Below are 16,589 nucleotides of genomic sequence, written 5' to 3'. Positions count from 1 at the left end.
ACCGTTTTTTGCCCATGTGCGTCGGCGCATCGGCATTGCCTCTGCTATACCGATGCGCGGAGGCATATGGGCCAACAAATACATAGGGGGTTACATACGTGAAAAAAGTACGCAAAGCGATCATCCCAGCGGCGGGCTTAGGAACGCGCTTCCTTCCGGCGACCAAGGCGATGCCGAAGGAGATGCTGCCGATTGTCGATAAACCGACGATCCAATACATCGTCGAAGAAGCCATCGCCTCAGGAATCGAAGACATCATCATCGTCACCGGAAAAGGAAAACGCGCCATCGAAGACCATTTTGACATCGCCTTTGAACTCGAACAAAACTTGATGGAAAAAGGCAAATACGACTTGCTGGAGAAAGTGAAAGAACCGTCGAAAGTCGACATCCACTACATCCGCCAAAAAGAGCCGAAAGGGTTGGGACACGCCGTCTGGTGTGCAAGAAACTTTATCGGCGACGAACCGTTTGCCGTCTTGCTTGGCGACGACATCGTCCAAGCCGACCCGCCGTGTTTGAAGCAGCTCATCGACCAATATGAACAAACATTGAGCTCCGTCATCGGTGTCAAACAAGTGCCCGATCACGAAACACACCGCTACGGCATCATCGACCCGATCGAACAACACGGCCGCCGCTACCAAGTGCGCCAATTCGTCGAAAAACCAGCGCCCGGCACCGCTCCGTCCAATTTGGCGATCATGGGAAGATACATCCTCACACCGGAAATCTTCCTCTTCCTTGACAAACAAGAAACCGGCGCGGGCGGCGAAATCCAACTCACCGACGCCATCCAAAAGCTGAACGAAATCCAACGCGTCTTCGCCTACGAATTCGAAGGCAAACGCTACGACGTCGGCGAGAAGCTCGGATTCATCAAAACGACGATCGAGTTTGCGGTGCAAAACGAAGAACTGCGGAAAGACCTCATTCCATTTATGGAGCAAATGCTAGAAAGTGTAAAAGAGAAAGCATAGGAGAAAGAAAGAAAAGAAACAGGGGGATGGAAGTTGGCGAAGCCAGGAGGGACAGCAACAATCGAAGCTACCCACCGCCATCGAGTAGCCGTCAATGATAAAAAAGGATACTTAGTTGCCAAGCGAATCATGGACATCTGCGGGGCGCTCATCGGACTGATTTGTTTATCGTGGCTGTTTCTCATCGTCGCGATTCTCATTAAACTCGAAGATCCGAGAGGGCCCGTCTTTTTTAAACAAGTCCGTGTCGGCAAGGACGGAAGGGAATTCTATATGTACAAATTTCGCTCGATGGTGGCGGATGCGGAGGAACAACTGAGGGAACTGTTAAAGTATAACGAAGTATCAGGCGCCATGTTTAAAATGAAAAACGATCCACGCGTCACAAAAGTCGGCAAATAATCCGCAAAACAAGCATTGACGAACTGCCGCAATTATGGAATGTATTAAAAGGGGAAATGAGCCTAGTCGGCCCACGGCCGCCGCTGCCAAGGGAAGTGGCGCAATATACGGAATATGATAAGCAAAGACTGCTTGTCACCCCAGGATGTACGGGGTTGTGGCAGGTAAGTGGGAGAAATGATTTGGGGTTTCACGAGATGGTTAAGTTGGATTTGCAATATATTCGTGAACGTTCGCTTTTATACGATTTAAAAATTATACTTAAAACGATTAAAGTGATGATTAAGCCTAATAGTGCTTATTAACGCTGTTATTACTGTTATATAAGTTGTTTTAATTTGAAGAGAAAACCAACGGTGACCTAAAAGAAGTTTAATATCGTAAATACGGGAGTGTTGCAGTATAAAAAGCAAAGCTAAACTTTGGTTTGAGGATAGCAAGAGTTTTGTTGCTGTGATGGTTTCTAGTATAGTTACAATAATAAGCGGCATTTTTCTTTCTTTAGTAGTCCCAAAGTATCTTGGTGTGGTAGAGTTTGGTTATTTTAAATTATTTGGATTTTACCTTGGGTTAGTAGGGTTAGCCCACCTCGGATTTGCTGACGGGATTTTAGTGCGTTATGGGCATTATGACTATGAGAGTTTGCCAAAGGCAAGGTTTCGAACATTCTTTCTTTTTTTGTTCCTTACCCAAGTTGTCGTAACCGGGATTATAATCGGACTGCTAGCTTTTTTTGTTACCAATATAGATAAGGAAGTCATTTATATAATGGTCGCTATAAACATAATCTTTGTGAATATAGCGACCTTTTTTTCTTTTATTTCTCAAATCACTAAGAGATTCCGTGTTTTTGCGGCAAATACAATTTTACAACATTTATTAAATATGGTTATTATATTCATATTAATAATGTTAGGGGTCGAGAGTTATTTTTATTATATTTTAGCTCAAAGTATTGTTAATTTATTAATTCTTATAAGGTATATAATACAGTTTAGGGATATCGTGATAGGAAAAAGAGAAAGGTTATCCATAGTAAAAAATGAGATTGCTCATAATTATAGGATAGGATTTTTTTTGCTTATCGGTAACTTTATGGGGATCATAATTCTTGGGATAGACAGGATTTTTATCGATCATTTTCTCTCTGTTGAAGAATTTTCATATTATTCATTTGCAGTTTCGTTATTAGGGTTGGTCTTTACAATTATTAATTCTATCTCTTCTTACTTATATCCTTATATTGCGCGCGATAGAGATCAGCTTAATGCTCAAAAATATAAGTTATTTTCTTCTATATGTGTTCTTATAACTAGCTACAGCCTTTGTACTTTTTTTGTCATTAAATTTATAATATTAAACTACTTGGAGGATTACACTGATTCTATAATAATTGCCGCTGTTCTATATCCAACTGTCATTTTGAGAAGTATTATTAATATCGTAGGTGTTAACTTTTACAAGGGGTTACAGCTGATAAAAGACTATAATAAAAACAATATAGTTGCATTTGTTATAACGTTATTAGTAAATGTCATTGTTGTTTTCTCGACACCGAGTCTATTGAATTTTTCAATCGGTACTTTGCTTTCGTTTTATGTATGGTGGATTTATACAGACTTTTATTTTTACAAGAAACTCAATACTAATACTCTTAAGGATCATATATTTGTTGTTTTAGTAGCCGCTTTATTTTTCTTATGCACCAAATTAACCGTTACGTTAGGAATGTTTTCATATTTACTAGCTGTTACTCTATTTACCCTTTTGTTTTATAAAGATGTGTTAGTTATTATCAAAACTGTAAGGACAGGGGTCAGAACATAATGAAAGGCATCATCTTAGCCGGAGGCAGCGGGACTCGTCTCTATCCTTTAACCAAGGCAGTATCCAAGCAGCTATTGCCTGTTTACGACAAACCAATGATCTATTACCCATTGTCTGTTTTAATGTTGGCTGGGATTCGTGATATTTTAATTATTTCTACTCCTAGTGACACGCCACGTTTTGCAGAGTTGCTAGGTGATGGGTCGCAACTAGGAATATCGCTGTCTTACGCCGTGCAGCCTTCTCCGGATGGTCTTGCGCAGGCGTTTATTATTGGAGAAGAGTTTATCGGTGATGACAACGTTGCCTTGATTTTAGGGGATAACCTGTTCTATGGTCATGGATTGACGAAATTATTGCAAAAAGCTGTTGAGCGCAAAACAGGGGCGACGATTTTCGGCTATTATGTCAATGATCCTGAGCGCTTTGGTGTTGTAGAATTCGATGAGAACGGAAAGGTCATTTCCATTGAAGAAAAGCCAAAACATCCGAAGTCCAATTATGCAGTGACGGGACTGTATTTTTACGATCATCGTGTGGTAGAGATTGCGAAAAGTATCAAGCCTTCTGCACGCGGAGAATTAGAAATTACAGATGTGAATAAAGCGTATTTGGAACTCGGTGAATTACATGTGGAAATTTTAGGGAGAGGGTTTTCATGGTTAGACTCCGGCACGCATGAATCGTTGTTGGAGGCATCGCAATTTATCGAAACAATTGAGAAACGTCAAAGTTTAAAAGTGGCTTGCTTGGAGGAAATCGCCTACCTAAAAGGGTACATTGACCGAGAACAATTATTAAAGTTGGCGGAACCATTAAAGAAAAATCAGTATGGTCAGTATTTGATCGATATTGCGAACCAAAAGAAACGGCCGATCTATTTATAATTGAGGTGTTTGTTGTGAAAGTGACGGAAACATTGTTGCCGGGTGTGTTGCTTATTGAGCCGAGCGTATTTGGCGACCATCGCGGTTTTTTTATGGAGAGCTACAATAAACAGCTTTTTGCGGAATACGGGGTGGATTTCGACTTTATTCAAGACAATCACTCGTTATCGCAACAAGCAGGAACGATTCGTGGGCTTCATTATCAGTTGAATCCAAAGGCACAAACGAAGCTGGTTCGTGTGACTCGAGGAGCTATTTACGATGTCGTTGTCGATATTCGTAAAGGTTCACCGACATTCGGCAAATGGCAAGGGTTTATTTTAAGTGCGGAAAATAAGCGTCAATTACTTGTGCCAAAAGGATTTGCCCATGGTTTTTGTACGTTAGTGGAAAATACGGAAGTACAATATAAAGTGGATGAATACTATTCTCCAGAACACGATCGGGGTATTCTTTGGAATGATCCGACGTTAGGAATTGATTGGCCGACATCAAATCCAGTTCTTTCTGACAAAGATACGAAACATCCATTATTGTCCAATGCCGAAATCAACTTTGAGTGGGAGAGACCGTCATGAATCTTTTAGTGACAGGTGGAGCAGGGTTTATTGGCAGCAACTTTGTTCGTTATATACTTGAGAAATATCCAACTTATAAAGTCGTCAATTATGATTTATTAACGTATGCTGGTAATCTTGAAAACTTAAAAGATGTTGAACATCACCCGAATTATCTCTTTGTGAAAGGTGATATTAATAACCGTGAGCTAGTTGATTATTTAGTTAAAACTCATGAGATTGATGTGATTGTAAACTTTGCGGCGGAGTCTCATGTCGACCGAAGTATTACCGATCCTGATAGTTTTGTAAGAACAAATGTATTGGGTACGCAAGCGTTATTAGATGTAGCGAAAGCCAACAATATCAAGAAATATGTGCAAATTTCAACAGATGAAGTGTATGGAACACTTGGCGAAACGGGATATTTTACAGAAGAGACGCCATTGGCGCCAAATAGTCCTTATTCGGCAAGTAAGGCTGGCGGAGACCTGCTTGTAAGAGCGTACCATGAAACGTATGGCCTCAATGTGAACATTACGAGATGTTCCAACAACTATGGACCATATCACTTCCCTGAAAAACTCATTCCATTAATGATTACGAATGCGTTGGAAGGGAAAGATCTTCCGATTTACGGCGACGGCCAAAATGTTCGTGATTGGCTACATGTTAAAGACCATTGCGCGGCGATTGATTTAGTCATTCATAAAGGTAGACCCGGAGAAGTATACAATATCGGTGGACATAATGAACGGACAAATAATGAAATCGTGCACCTAATCGTTGAAAAGCTCGGAGTTTCGAAAGATTTAATTAAATATGTTGCGGATCGTCCAGGCCATGATCGCCGTTATGCGATTGATCCAACGAAAATTATGACCGAGCTTGGTTGGAAGCCCAAATATACCTTTGAAAAGGGCATCGTTGAAACGATTCAATGGTATATCGACAATCAAGAGTGGTGGAAAAACATTAAATATGGAGAATATATGAAATATTATCAAAAACAGTATGGTGACAAGCTATGAAAGTGATTGTAACAGGCGCAAAAGGTCAGCTTGGGATGGATGTAGTCCATTTACTCGAACATAAAGGATATAAAGTGTATGGGTATGGGCGGGAAGAGTTAGATATTACAAACTTTGATCAGGTAAAACAGGTGATTAGCGAAGTTAAACCTGATGTTGTGATTCACGCTGCGGCCTATACAAAAGTTGATTTAGCAGAATCGGAGAGAGATCAGGCATTTTTAGTGAATGCATACGGAACAAGGAATGTGGCAGTAGCTTCTGAAACAGTGGGGGCAAAGCTTGTTTATATTAGTACCGATTATGTCTTTGATGGAACGGCGAAGAAGCCATATAATGAGTTTGCGCCAACGAGTCCGCTTAACGTGTATGGAAAAAGTAAATTAGCTGGTGAGCAGTTTGTTCGCGACTTGCATTCGAAGTTTTTTATCGTCAGAACTTCCTGGGTGTATGGAAAGCATGGAAACAATTTTGTTAGAACGATGCTAAAGTTGGCTCAAGAGCGGGATGAGCTAATGGTTGTCCATGATCAAGTCGGTTGCCCGACATATACAGTAGACTTAGCCCAATGCATTTTTGACCTGATCCAGACGGAGAAATACGGCATTTATCACGTTTCAAATTCAGGACATTGTTCTTGGTATGAATTTGCGAAGGCTATTTTTGAAGAAGCGGGGATTGAAATGAAGGTAAATCCTTGTACAACACAAGACTTCCAAAGACCAGCGCCAAGGCCAATGTACTCGGTGTTTGAGCATATGGCGCTCAGGCTGAATGGATTTCATCGAATGAGAAATTGGCGAGAAGCCTTGAAAGAATTTATTCATACGAATTAAACTATAAGGTAGTGATGGACACTTGAAACAAGTAACGGATAAAGACGTAGCGATTATCATTTTAAACTGGAATGCCTACAACGATACATTTGAATGTTTAAAATCGCTAGAACACTTAACATATCCTCACTTCCATGTGTTTTTAGTAGATAATGCATCACAAGATGGTTCATTTGACAAACTGCAACAAGATTACAAGGATGGCAAGTTTCACATCCCCATTACATTTATTCAAACCGGGGCGAATCTAGGGTTTGCCGGTGGGAATAATGTCGCGATTAAACAGGCGTATCATCAAGGATATCAATACTTCTGGTTATTAAATAACGATACGGTTGTCGACCCGAATGCTTTGACCCCATTGGTAGAGACATTAGAAAACGATAAGCAGGTTGGAATTGTTGGTTCGAAGATTTACTACTATGGAACGAATAAAATTTGGTTTGCAGGTGGAAAAGTCAATACTTGGACAGGGAAGACAAAGCATATAGGAATAAAAGAAGAAGATGTGGGACAGTATGACCAATTGAGGGAAGTCGATTATATAACGGGATGCAGCCTAGGTTTTAGGCGAGAGATATTGGAAACGGTAGGGTATATGTGTGAGGATTATTTTTTGTATTATGAAGAAACGGATTGGAATGTTAGAGCTAAGCTATATGGATGGAAAATTAAGTATGTTCCGCGATCTCTCGTACATCATAAAGTATCGGCATCTTCAGGTGGAGAAAAAAATCTATCTCCAATTGTAGCTTTTTATGATATTCGGAATGGGTATTGGTTTGTGAAGCGAACTCAGGAAAACAAATTAAGAATCTTTACAGCCTTTTGTTACGCATACTATAAGGCACTAAAGAAGGTATTAAAAGTATTTATTATGAATCAGAATAGAAAAAGAAGAAGATTAGTTTGTATTTATAAAGCAGTAATGTCTATTTGGGTATAGTCCTTATTTATATATACGTTGCAATTTTGTTTTACATGCCATTGTTTACTCTTCTTGTCCCCTTGCCAGCTTGTCAAGGGATAAAGACTGAAGATCGAAAAGTCTTTATTACAAACTATATATATGCAACATAAAGAGTTAACTTCTCAGTCATCCTGTAACCCTAAGCGTTGTAGCACTCCCTTGGGACGTTCGTACATGTAGTTGACAAACTGTGTAATAGCTTGAATGATATCGTTATGATCCACGATCCTTGTGAAATACATTGGTAATTGGAACGATCCGGATAGCACTCTTTGGCCATTCTCAAGAAATCTAAGAACGTCTCGGTATTGGTAACGGTCGTTTGATGAAGCACCGTTTTGCCCTTGTGAATGTTGACGGTGCCAAACAGCGATACGTGGGCATGATGGCCGCACTTTGGCACTTGCTTTGGATGGCCAACCTCTGACCATGTGGTACGCAGCACATGATATGACCGGATAGGCGTTTCATCTATGTACAACGGGACGGAATCCGGACCGATTACGTTTTTTATCAAATACATTTGTCTCTCGAAGTTTTTTTGCTGGTCCGGGTCTCCTTTTGCCAACGTGTAGGTCGGCCGGGCCCAAGAAGGCCCTGTTCGATGCAAGAGTTTTCGCAAGGCTTCGCGGGAAATGGAGATGCCATAACGATGGTGCACATAGGATTGAAGGATCTTCGTATTCCACGCCGAAGCGATGTCCCAGTCCCAGCCCAGCTCCGCAGGTGTCGTGGTTAACACGAGGTGTTTGATCTCTTCCTGCTGTTTTTCAGTGAGAAACGGCTCCCGCAAAGGGGCAACATCCCGATGAAGCAGGAGTTCAAGGCCGCCTTCGTTAAACAGCGGCACATAATGGGAAACGGTTTGGCGGCACACATGGACCATGGAAGCAGCCTCTTTGCCCAACGATCCTTCCATAACTAGGCGGACGGCCATCACGCGTTGGCGGAGCTGAGCGTTTTTGATTTTCTGTTTCTGCTTGCGGAGTTTCCGGGGCGTTCATCCGTGATGGTCGGTGATTTTGAGACGTTTCATGCCGAATTCCGCTCCTTTCCCATGCTTTTCCTTAGGAGCAGTATCACTGGAGTGGACACCATTTATACGAAGGTTAATCTTTTAGTGAGCATGTATATAGTTTGCAAAATTCGTTTCGGAGTTAGGATAGAAAAGTATAAATTCTTAAAGAGGGAGTTTTATGAAGGCTTTTCATGTTTATAAGCGAAGGATGAATAGTTTTTGTCTTCAGGATAGGAACGAGGAAAGTTCTGTTCTAAGTTTATCTTCAAGAAAAGGTGAACATTACCTGTTTTATTCATTTTTATTTATTATATTAGGTTTATTGCTAATCTTTAAACTTAGGATGAAAGAACTTTTTGATGAAAAATATTTCTATGATTCCAATAAGATTTTATATTTAATGAAATCGGGTATTAATTTGAATGATAAAGCCTTTGATTTTAGTGCTAAATTTTATAATTTTTTAAACATTTTCGGCGTTTATGATTGGGGTCTATGGGCTTTAATTTTAAATTTTATCACTATACCCATAATTTTGCTGTCGATTTCCTTTATAAAACCAAAAAGAATTAATGTATTGTTAATAGTTTGGCTATTAACATCTTTAACGTTATTGCAAATTTATGTAACACATATTAGTAAGGAGTGGATTACATTTTTATTTTCTCTTATAATTTCAATAATATTGAAAAAAAATCAAGGTAAAATACTATTTATATCTTTAGCTATCCTTGCATTTCTTTATTCCTATTTTTTTCGAACTTATTTTGCGTTAATTTTTTTATATTTCTGTGTTTTTTATGTTTTTTTGAACTATAGAAAATCAAGATTTTGGTTAATTTTTATTCTTATGTTGATCCTAGCTCTAATTCCCAATAGATATCTTTTTGATGTATTCTATATTAGGCAGGATATAAACTATTTTCGTGTTAACTCTACAGATGCACAAACTATGATATTAGATGTGTTTGTTTCGAATAATAATTTTATAATGTTGATTAATTATTTATTATGTATTCTAAGAATACTATTCCCTTTAGAGATAATATTTATATCCTTTAACATAAAGTACATGATTTTTATTATGTATATATTGTTGAACTCATATATTATATTCTTTAATCTAAAAAACTATAAAAAGTTGTCAAGAAATCAACAAAACAATTTAATCTTCTTATTAAGCATACTTTTTGTGCATGGTATTTTTGAGCCGGACTTTGGATCATATATAAGACATCTTATTTCATATTTCTTTATTCTTTACTTTAATATTTTAACGTATATTGATTTCAAGTCACTGAAATCAAATAAAGTTTAATAAGGTGGATAAAGATGAATATTTGTTTAGTTTGTATTAATTCATCAAGAAGTGCCATTGGAGATTCTTTTAAAAGTCTATGTAATAATTTATCAGAAAAAGAAAATGTGTATGTGATCAAAAGTTTTTGTTATAACGATTCAGAATTCAATTATGAAAAGCATCGGATATTAAGTGTTAATTTCGATAAAAGAGATAAGAATATGTTTAGAAAAATCGATTCATTGTTAAAGATTAAAAAGTTTGTTAAACAAAATGATATTAAACATCTATTTTTTTATTCGGATAATCCTTTTAATGCTTTGGTCAAGATGCTAAATAATAAAATTGACTATAGTTTTTGGTGGCACGATCCCAAACCTCATACGGGTGTTAAATTAATAAATAAAATCTTGTCTAAAGTCAATGAAAGTGTGTTATTAACAGGCAAAAAGTTGAATAATATATTTGTAGCTAGTAACTATCTAAAAGAATTGGCTGAAGAAAACCACTTGATTGATTCGGAAAAAATAAAAGTAATTTATTTGCCTTATATGGAAGAAATAACATTGTCAGTTCAAGAAGAAGTGCCTTATGATGAGAGATATTATGATTTCATATTTTTTGGGCGAATTGAAAAATATAAAGGATTAGATATACTGGAGCAAGCCTTCTATAAGTTACATGTAGATGGAATTAATTATAAAGCATTAATAGTTGGTCCTGGAAATCTTAATGATTGTACTAATGGTCTTCTCATGAAATTAAATGGTAAAGTTGAAATTATTAATAGGTATGTATCGAATAATGAGTTAGCTAAATATATCCTCAATAGCAGGGTTGCTGTATTTCCGTACAGGGACTCTACAGGTACACAAACAGTGCAGACTGCTATATATCTTGGATGTACTGTAGTAGCGACTAATACAGGTAGTTTTAAGGAGTACCTTTCAGTGAGAGATTCTATGTTAGGATATGTGATAAAGCCTAATGATAGTAATGAATTATATAAAGTTTTACTTAAATGTTTAGACGATCATATGACTCACAAGAATAACAAAAGTACCATCGATATGTTTTTTAATCCTAAAACCATGGCATGTAATTTATACAGAGTTATCCATAACAAAAATAGAGGGTGAAAAATTGAAGAGGGTAAGACTATTATATATATGTGAAGCTATGGGTGGAGGAGTACGTAGACATCTTCTAGATATTATTGAAAATATTGATTTGGGTTTGTATGATATACATCTAATTTATGGGAGGAATAGAGCTGATCAAGTATTCTTGAGTAGTTTGCCGAACTTGAAGCAAAAGGGTATTTATCTATATGAGATTAAGGAATTAGATAGGGAAATATCTCTTAAAAAAGACACTAAAGCACTAATAGAAATGATAAAGATAATTAATTCGATTAATCCCGACATTGTTCATTGTCATAGTTCCAAAGCTGGAGCTTTGGGTAGAGCTGCAGCCTATTTGTGCGGGATTAAAAATATAGTTTATACTCCACATGCGTATATGGCACAGTCACTGAATCTTTCGCAGAAAAAGATGAAGTTCTATGTGGGATTAGAAAAATTGTTTAGTAAAATCACAAAATTAACTATAAATGTTTCTGAAGGGGAAAGACAGTTTGCACTGCAAAATGGAATAGTTACAATTAACAATAGCACAGTTATTTATAATGGTATACCTAGAAAGGAAAAACCCCAAAAAATACGGGGAAATAACAGAATAATTATTGGAACAGTTGCAAGACTTTCTGAACAAAAAGATCCTATTACTTTCTATAACATAGCTAAAAATATAATATGTAAATATGAATCTGTAGATTTCAGGTACGTGGGAGACGGACCATTTTATGAAATATTAAAAAATAAAATTGAGAGTGATAATCTTCAGAGGAGGATTCAACTGGTCGGCTTTAAAAATAATATCTCTGATCAATTACAAGAATTTGATATTTTTATTACAACTTCTCTATATGAGGGGATGCCATATGCGCTTATTGAAGCGCTTGCCGAAGGACTCCCGATTGTTGGTACTAATGTAACTGGCAATAACGAAATAATTTTCGATGGTATAAACGGTTACCTATTTAATATTAAGGACGTCAATGGAGCAGTTCAAGTTTTAGAACATCTAATTAACAATCCGGAAAAAATCAAAAGTTTAGGTGAGCAAAGCTATAAAATTTATATAGAAAAATTCACCATAGAAAAAATGATAAAAAAGCTAGAACTAACATATCAAGAGTTTGAAAGAAGGTGATGCTGATGGAGATAATTTTACTCTCCGGAGGCTCTGGTAAACGCCTTTGGCCTTTATCGAACGATGCGCGCTCTAAGCAATTTTTGAAAGTGTTGGAAAATCAAAATGGTCAGTTACAATCCATGGTCCAACGTGTATGGAGACAGTTAGGAAATGTCGGCTTGGCGGATTCTGCCGTCATTGCGACAAGCAAATCCCAAGTCGATATGATCCAAAGTCAATTGGGGCAAAGTGTTCCAATTATCATTGAACCGATGCGGCGTGATACGTTTCCGGCGATTGCGCTTGCATCGGCTTATTTATATAGCGTAGAAGGAATTGACGTAAACGAAGTCGTTGCGGTTTTGCCTGTTGATCCTTATGTGGAGGATCGCTTTTTTGATCGAGTGAAGGATTTAGAGGAAACGGTGTTGGTCAGCGGTGCCGATTTGGCGTTAATCGGCGTGGAGCCAACGTATCCATCAGCGAAGTACGGTTACATTGTTCCAACTTCTCAATCGAGCGATGGCGATTATTTACGAGTCAGCCATTTTACGGAGAAACCAACTGAAGACAAAGCAGCAGAGCTCATAAAACAAGGGGCACTTTGGAACTGCGGTGTGTTTGCGTTTAAACTTGATTATCTTATTTCCCTGCTGCAAGAAAAGGGATTTCCGGTTCAGTATGATGAGTTAGTCAAGCAGTATGATCGATTGCCGAAAATTAGCTTTGACTATGAGGTGGTGGAAAAGACAGAACATATTGTCGTGTTGCCGTATGACGGGTATTGGAAAGACCTCGGTACGTGGAACACGTTAACGGAGGAAATGGCGACCAACCAAATCGGTAAGGGGGTTGTTGTGGAGTCGGAGAACACCCACTTGGTTAATGAGCTTGACATTCCTGTTGCTGTGCTGGGAGTGTCCAACGCCATTGTAGCGGTAAGCCCGGACGGAGTTTTAGTGGCAGATAAGGGGAAAAGCCCAAAAATCAAGGAGCTTGTCAACGATTTCAATCAACGCCCGATGTATGAAGAACGGCGCTGGGGTTGGTATCGGGTGTTGGATTATACGAGATTTGAAGACGGCCGAGAAGTTTTAACAAAACGAATCGGGATCGCGGCAGGGAAAAACTTAAGCTATCAAATGCATTGCTATCGCAGTGAAGTATGGACGATTATTCGCGGCGAAGGGGAATTTGTGCTTAACGGCGAAATTCGCCCCGTAAAGCCGGGGGATGTGCTTGAAATTCCTGTTGGGGCGAAACATGGTATTAAGGCGATGACGGACTTAGAGTTGATTGAAGTCCAGACAGGAACACCATTAATTGAGGAAGATATTATTCGGGTTTATATGTCATGGGATGAGGTAGAGCAGTTTTGTCGTTATGCAAGGTAGTTTTTTTAAAAAATTGTCGAAAATTGCTATATCTTAATTCCAAATTTATGATAAAATAGAGAAGGAATTGACTGTACTACTGTGAAATTCAACTTTCTGTTTTAATTTGGGAGTTCTGCACGGGGGAGTAGTTATGATTCGAGGGCGAGAACGTTTTTTGACAAAGGTTTATGTTTCAATGGATTTCGTCATCATCCAGTTGGCATTTATTTTATCATGGGTGATGAAGTTTCATCTATTTCACGATGGGATCAATGGCCATTTGCCATTGAAAAGTTATTTGTTTTGGAGCCTCATTTATGGTGCCATTGCCATTGTGATAGGATATCTCATAGAATTATATGGATCAAAACGTAAAGATAAGTTTTCTAATGAGTTAGCGAAAGTATTGCAAGTACATACATTGAGCATGTTCCTATTATTAAGCGTATTGTTTACCTCGAAAATAGTTGATATCTCACGATTATTTCTATTTTTGTATTTTATATGGAACGTTATGCTTGTCTCGATATATCGCTATATAGTGAAGCAAAGCCTTCGTCAATTGAGAAAAAAAGGATATAATAAGCAATTTGTTTTAATTGTTGGGGCAGGATCGATCGGTAGAAAGTATTTTGAAAATCTCCAAATGCATCCGGAATACGGGCTTGAGGTCATCGGGTTCTTAGATGACTTTCGGACAAAGCATGAGCCACGCTTTGCTCACTATAAACCGATTATTGGAAAAGTGTCGGATTTGGAACATATTTTGATCCACCAGTTAATTGATGAAGTCGTTGTGGCTTTACCGTTGCAAGCCTATCCAAAATATCGGGAGATTATATCGGTTTGCGAGAAAATGGGAGTACGCGCTTCTATTATTCCTGATTTTTATGATATCCTTCCAGCATCTCCTCATTTTGAAGTGTTTGGAGATTTGCCGATTATCAATGTGCGTGATGTACCATTGGATGAACTGCGAAATCGTCTTTTAAAAAGATTGTTTGATGTTGTTTTTTCACTGCTGGCTATTATTTTAACGGCTCCGCTGATGATCATAATTGCCATTGGAATCAAGCTGACTTCGCCAGGGCCAATTATTTTTAAGCAAGAGCGGGTTGGATTGAACAGAAGGACGTTTTATATGTATAAATTTCGCTCCATGAAGCATATGCCTCAGTCCGTTTCCGATACTCAATGGACAGTTGAAAACGATCCACGTCGGACGAAATTTGGAGCGTTTTTGCGGAAAACGAGCTTAGACGAGCTGCCTCAGTTCTTCAATGTACTGAAAGGCGATATGAGTGTGGTTGGCCCACGGCCCGAACGTCCTTATTTTGTCGAAAAGTTTAAAGAAGAAATCCCGAAATATATGATAAAACATCATGTCCGTCCAGGGATCACAGGATGGGCTCAAGTGTGTGGATTGCGTGGCGATACCTCAATACAGGCAAGGATTGAACATGATATTTTTTATATAGAGAACTGGAGTTTGTGGCTAGATATTAAAATTATTTTACGTACAATTACAAATGGTTTAGTGAACAAAAATGCTTATTAAAACATCGGGCATTGCAGCATCTGTTAATTTTTCCCCTATCTTAAACATTCAACAAGCTTAGCACTTTTGCTGGAGATCTGGTAAACTCCATCGTAAGCTGAGTGTTGAAGAAAAGAATTAACTTGGAAGCTTGAGGGGAATACCAAGGTATATCAGCGCTTTTTATTAAAAGCATTGAGTTTCTTAAAAAGCGAGTTATGTTGAAAACTTTGCTAAAGGCAGGTTCCTTTGTTTATTGCGGTTATTCTCTTATTCATTCACTCTATCCATTCTTAAAGCTGATTTAGCGTTTGCAGATTCAATGGTAGAACTGCCATTTGTACAATGGTTATACGAGTGAGGAATGGACGTTGTTGTAAGTGCTAGAAAAGTTGTAAAAGCGAAAAAGCCGGACTGGGCGTGTGCTTGTTATCCATCGATGGCTCTGCGGAGAGAAATCTCTGCGGGGCTTTTCCTGTTTTTTAATAAAGAAAACAAAACGGCTTCAGCGCCAGTTACTAAATCTTTTTCTAATAAACGATTAATTCTTTCAATAATACTCCTCCAACTTAAACATATCGGTGTTTCTTCTATAACGATCTGTGTATCTGCCGGAAGGCTGGGATTTAATTGTTCCACCCGTACTTGATTTTTATTCGGCTTGTTTTCAATGATGAAAATAAAATCAGGTTTATAGTAAATGACCCCGTCATAAACGGCATCTCTTTCCGAGTTATGTACTTTGTGATCTGTAATAAATTCATCATCTGATATAAGAATAGATATTAATTTCCCGCTATCTTGGCTTATTTTCTTCACTTGCGTTTCAATTCTCTCGATTCTGTGCTCTGTATTTACCAATGAAGGGGCAATATTTACAGTATTTACATTTTTATCAAACATTTTCTCCCTTATCATCTCAATAAACATATGCTGGATAAATGGCACCATCTTCAAAGTAACTAAAAGTGCTCTAGTTAATTGGTCTTCATGATGTGCATCTTTGCGTTCATAGGGGAAAAAGTAATTTAAATGGTCCATTTATGAATGCTCCTTTCCCGCATTATCGTATTATGTAATAAATTCGATGAAAACGAAAAAATCCCTTTGTCATTGCGGAAGAATACTTCTTGCTGATTTATTACTGGGAGATCATTGAAGAAGAGTGTTTCTGGCATGTAAAAAATGCATGAAATGGAAATAAAAAATGCCACTTGCCAATTCCGTTTGACAGGGGACCATTTTGAGTCAGTCTTTTTTTATAAAAACCCATTTATTGTAGATGAGCATCTTTCATTACAATAATTTCCATGCCCTAAGAGACAAACAGGGGACCCCTTAGGCGACATGGAGTTGTTTTTTGATCACATCAATGGGAATATCTTGCTTCACGGCATCGTAGATGAACTCGACGATGCTGTGTCCTTTCCGAGAACGAAGAAGCTCTAGGCCGGAAGAGAGGTCTTGTTGAGATTCGGCGATGCTGTATACACAGGCTAAGAGCACCACTGCCCAATACCGTTTCACCGCCCGAATGTGACGAACACGGTCCACCTGACTTCAGCTGGTCTTTGGCCTGCCGGAAAACGCATTCGATCGTCCAGCGCTGGGC

The 16,589-nt window shown here is 38.3% G+C and carries 13 protein-coding genes and 2 pseudogenes; 12 read left to right on the top strand and 3 right to left on the bottom strand.

Going from position 1 to position 16,589, the window contains the following annotated elements:
- Window positions 1-98 precede the first annotated feature (98 nt).
- The 8 genes and pseudogenes from galU to B4113_RS03655 all read left to right on the top strand — a co-directional run bounded on the left by galU (window position 99) and on the right by B4113_RS03655 (window position 7,466).
- Complete coding sequence (gene galU, locus B4113_RS03690) at window positions 99-980, top strand: UTP--glucose-1-phosphate uridylyltransferase GalU (RefSeq protein ID WP_033842996.1); 882 nt, start codon at window positions 99-101, stop codon at window positions 978-980.
- Window positions 981-1,013: 33 nt separating this feature from the next.
- Window positions 1,014-1,687 (top strand): annotated as a pseudogene (locus B4113_RS03685) (sugar transferase).
- A 151-nt stretch (window positions 1,688-1,838) separates the two neighbouring features.
- Window positions 1,839-3,209 (top strand): oligosaccharide flippase family protein, encoded by a 1,371-nt coding sequence (locus B4113_RS03680; protein ID WP_231559878.1) that lies wholly within the window; start codon window positions 1,839-1,841, stop codon window positions 3,207-3,209.
- Window positions 3,209-4,096, top strand: coding sequence for a glucose-1-phosphate thymidylyltransferase RfbA (gene rfbA, locus B4113_RS03675; protein WP_033843000.1), 888 nt, complete (start codon window positions 3,209-3,211; stop codon window positions 4,094-4,096). Before B4113_RS03680 ends, rfbA begins: the two co-directional genes overlap by 1 nt.
- 14 nt (window positions 4,097-4,110) lie before the next feature.
- Window positions 4,111-4,674, top strand: coding sequence for a dTDP-4-dehydrorhamnose 3,5-epimerase (gene rfbC, locus B4113_RS03670; protein ID WP_033843001.1), 564 nt, complete (start codon window positions 4,111-4,113; stop codon window positions 4,672-4,674).
- Window positions 4,671-5,684 carry a dTDP-glucose 4,6-dehydratase gene (gene rfbB, locus B4113_RS03665; RefSeq protein WP_033843002.1) on the top strand — a complete coding sequence of 338 codons (1,014 nt, stop codon included), beginning with the start codon at window positions 4,671-4,673 and terminating at the stop codon, window positions 5,682-5,684. The genes rfbC and rfbB overlap by 4 nt, the downstream gene beginning before the upstream one ends.
- Entirely contained in the window at window positions 5,681-6,520 is an 840-nt protein-coding gene (gene rfbD / locus B4113_RS03660; RefSeq protein WP_033843003.1) for a dTDP-4-dehydrorhamnose reductase, read from the top strand. The genes rfbB and rfbD overlap by 4 nt, the downstream gene beginning before the upstream one ends.
- A gap of 22 nt (window positions 6,521-6,542) precedes the next feature.
- Window positions 6,543-7,466 (top strand): glycosyltransferase family 2 protein, encoded by a 924-nt coding sequence (locus tag B4113_RS03655; protein ID WP_061912226.1) that lies wholly within the window; start codon window positions 6,543-6,545, stop codon window positions 7,464-7,466.
- Window positions 7,467-7,629: 163 nt separating this feature from the next.
- Here the strand turns inward: B4113_RS03655 and B4113_RS03650 are convergent, their stop codons facing one another.
- Entirely contained in the window at window positions 7,630-8,409 is a 780-nt protein-coding gene (locus B4113_RS03650; protein WP_201028600.1) for an IS630 family transposase, read from the bottom strand.
- Window positions 8,410-9,840: 1,431 nt separating this feature from the next.
- On the opposite strand from B4113_RS03650, the gene B4113_RS03640 reads away from it, so the two are divergent.
- The 4 genes from B4113_RS03640 (at window position 9,841) to B4113_RS03625 (ending at window position 14,998) form a co-directional block, all read left to right on the top strand.
- Window positions 9,841-10,947 (top strand): glycosyltransferase family 4 protein, encoded by a 1,107-nt coding sequence (locus B4113_RS03640; protein WP_081897158.1) that lies wholly within the window; start codon window positions 9,841-9,843, stop codon window positions 10,945-10,947.
- Window positions 10,948-10,951: 4 nt separating this feature from the next.
- Window positions 10,952-12,082 carry a glycosyltransferase family 4 protein gene (locus B4113_RS03635; protein WP_033843006.1) on the top strand — a complete coding sequence of 377 codons (1,131 nt, stop codon included), beginning with the start codon at window positions 10,952-10,954 and terminating at the stop codon, window positions 12,080-12,082.
- A 5-nt stretch (window positions 12,083-12,087) separates the two neighbouring features.
- Window positions 12,088-13,458, top strand: a complete 1,371-nt coding sequence (locus B4113_RS03630; RefSeq protein WP_061912225.1) for a sugar phosphate nucleotidyltransferase — start codon at window positions 12,088-12,090, stop codon at window positions 13,456-13,458.
- Between the two features lie 133 nt (window positions 13,459-13,591).
- A complete protein-coding gene (locus B4113_RS03625; protein WP_061912224.1) occupies window positions 13,592-14,998 on the top strand; it encodes an undecaprenyl-phosphate glucose phosphotransferase in 1,407 nt (468 codons plus the stop codon).
- A gap of 408 nt (window positions 14,999-15,406) precedes the next feature.
- Here the strand turns inward: B4113_RS03625 and B4113_RS03620 are convergent, their stop codons facing one another.
- Both B4113_RS03620 and B4113_RS18460 read right to left on the bottom strand, forming a co-directional pair.
- Window positions 15,407-16,018: a hypothetical protein gene (locus B4113_RS03620; RefSeq protein WP_061912223.1), complete on the bottom strand. Its 612-nt coding sequence runs from the start codon at window positions 16,016-16,018 to the stop codon at window positions 15,407-15,409.
- Between the two features lie 297 nt (window positions 16,019-16,315).
- Window positions 16,316-16,589: pseudogene (locus B4113_RS18460) on the bottom strand (IS701 family transposase); the annotation flags it as partial.

It is taken from the genome of Geobacillus sp. B4113_201601, assembly GCF_001587475.1.
Classification (GTDB): Bacteria; Bacillota; Bacilli; order Bacillales; family Anoxybacillaceae; genus Geobacillus; species Geobacillus icigianus.
The sequence above is the reverse complement of the archived record's forward strand: the minus strand, read 5'-3'. Positions and strand labels throughout refer to the sequence as shown.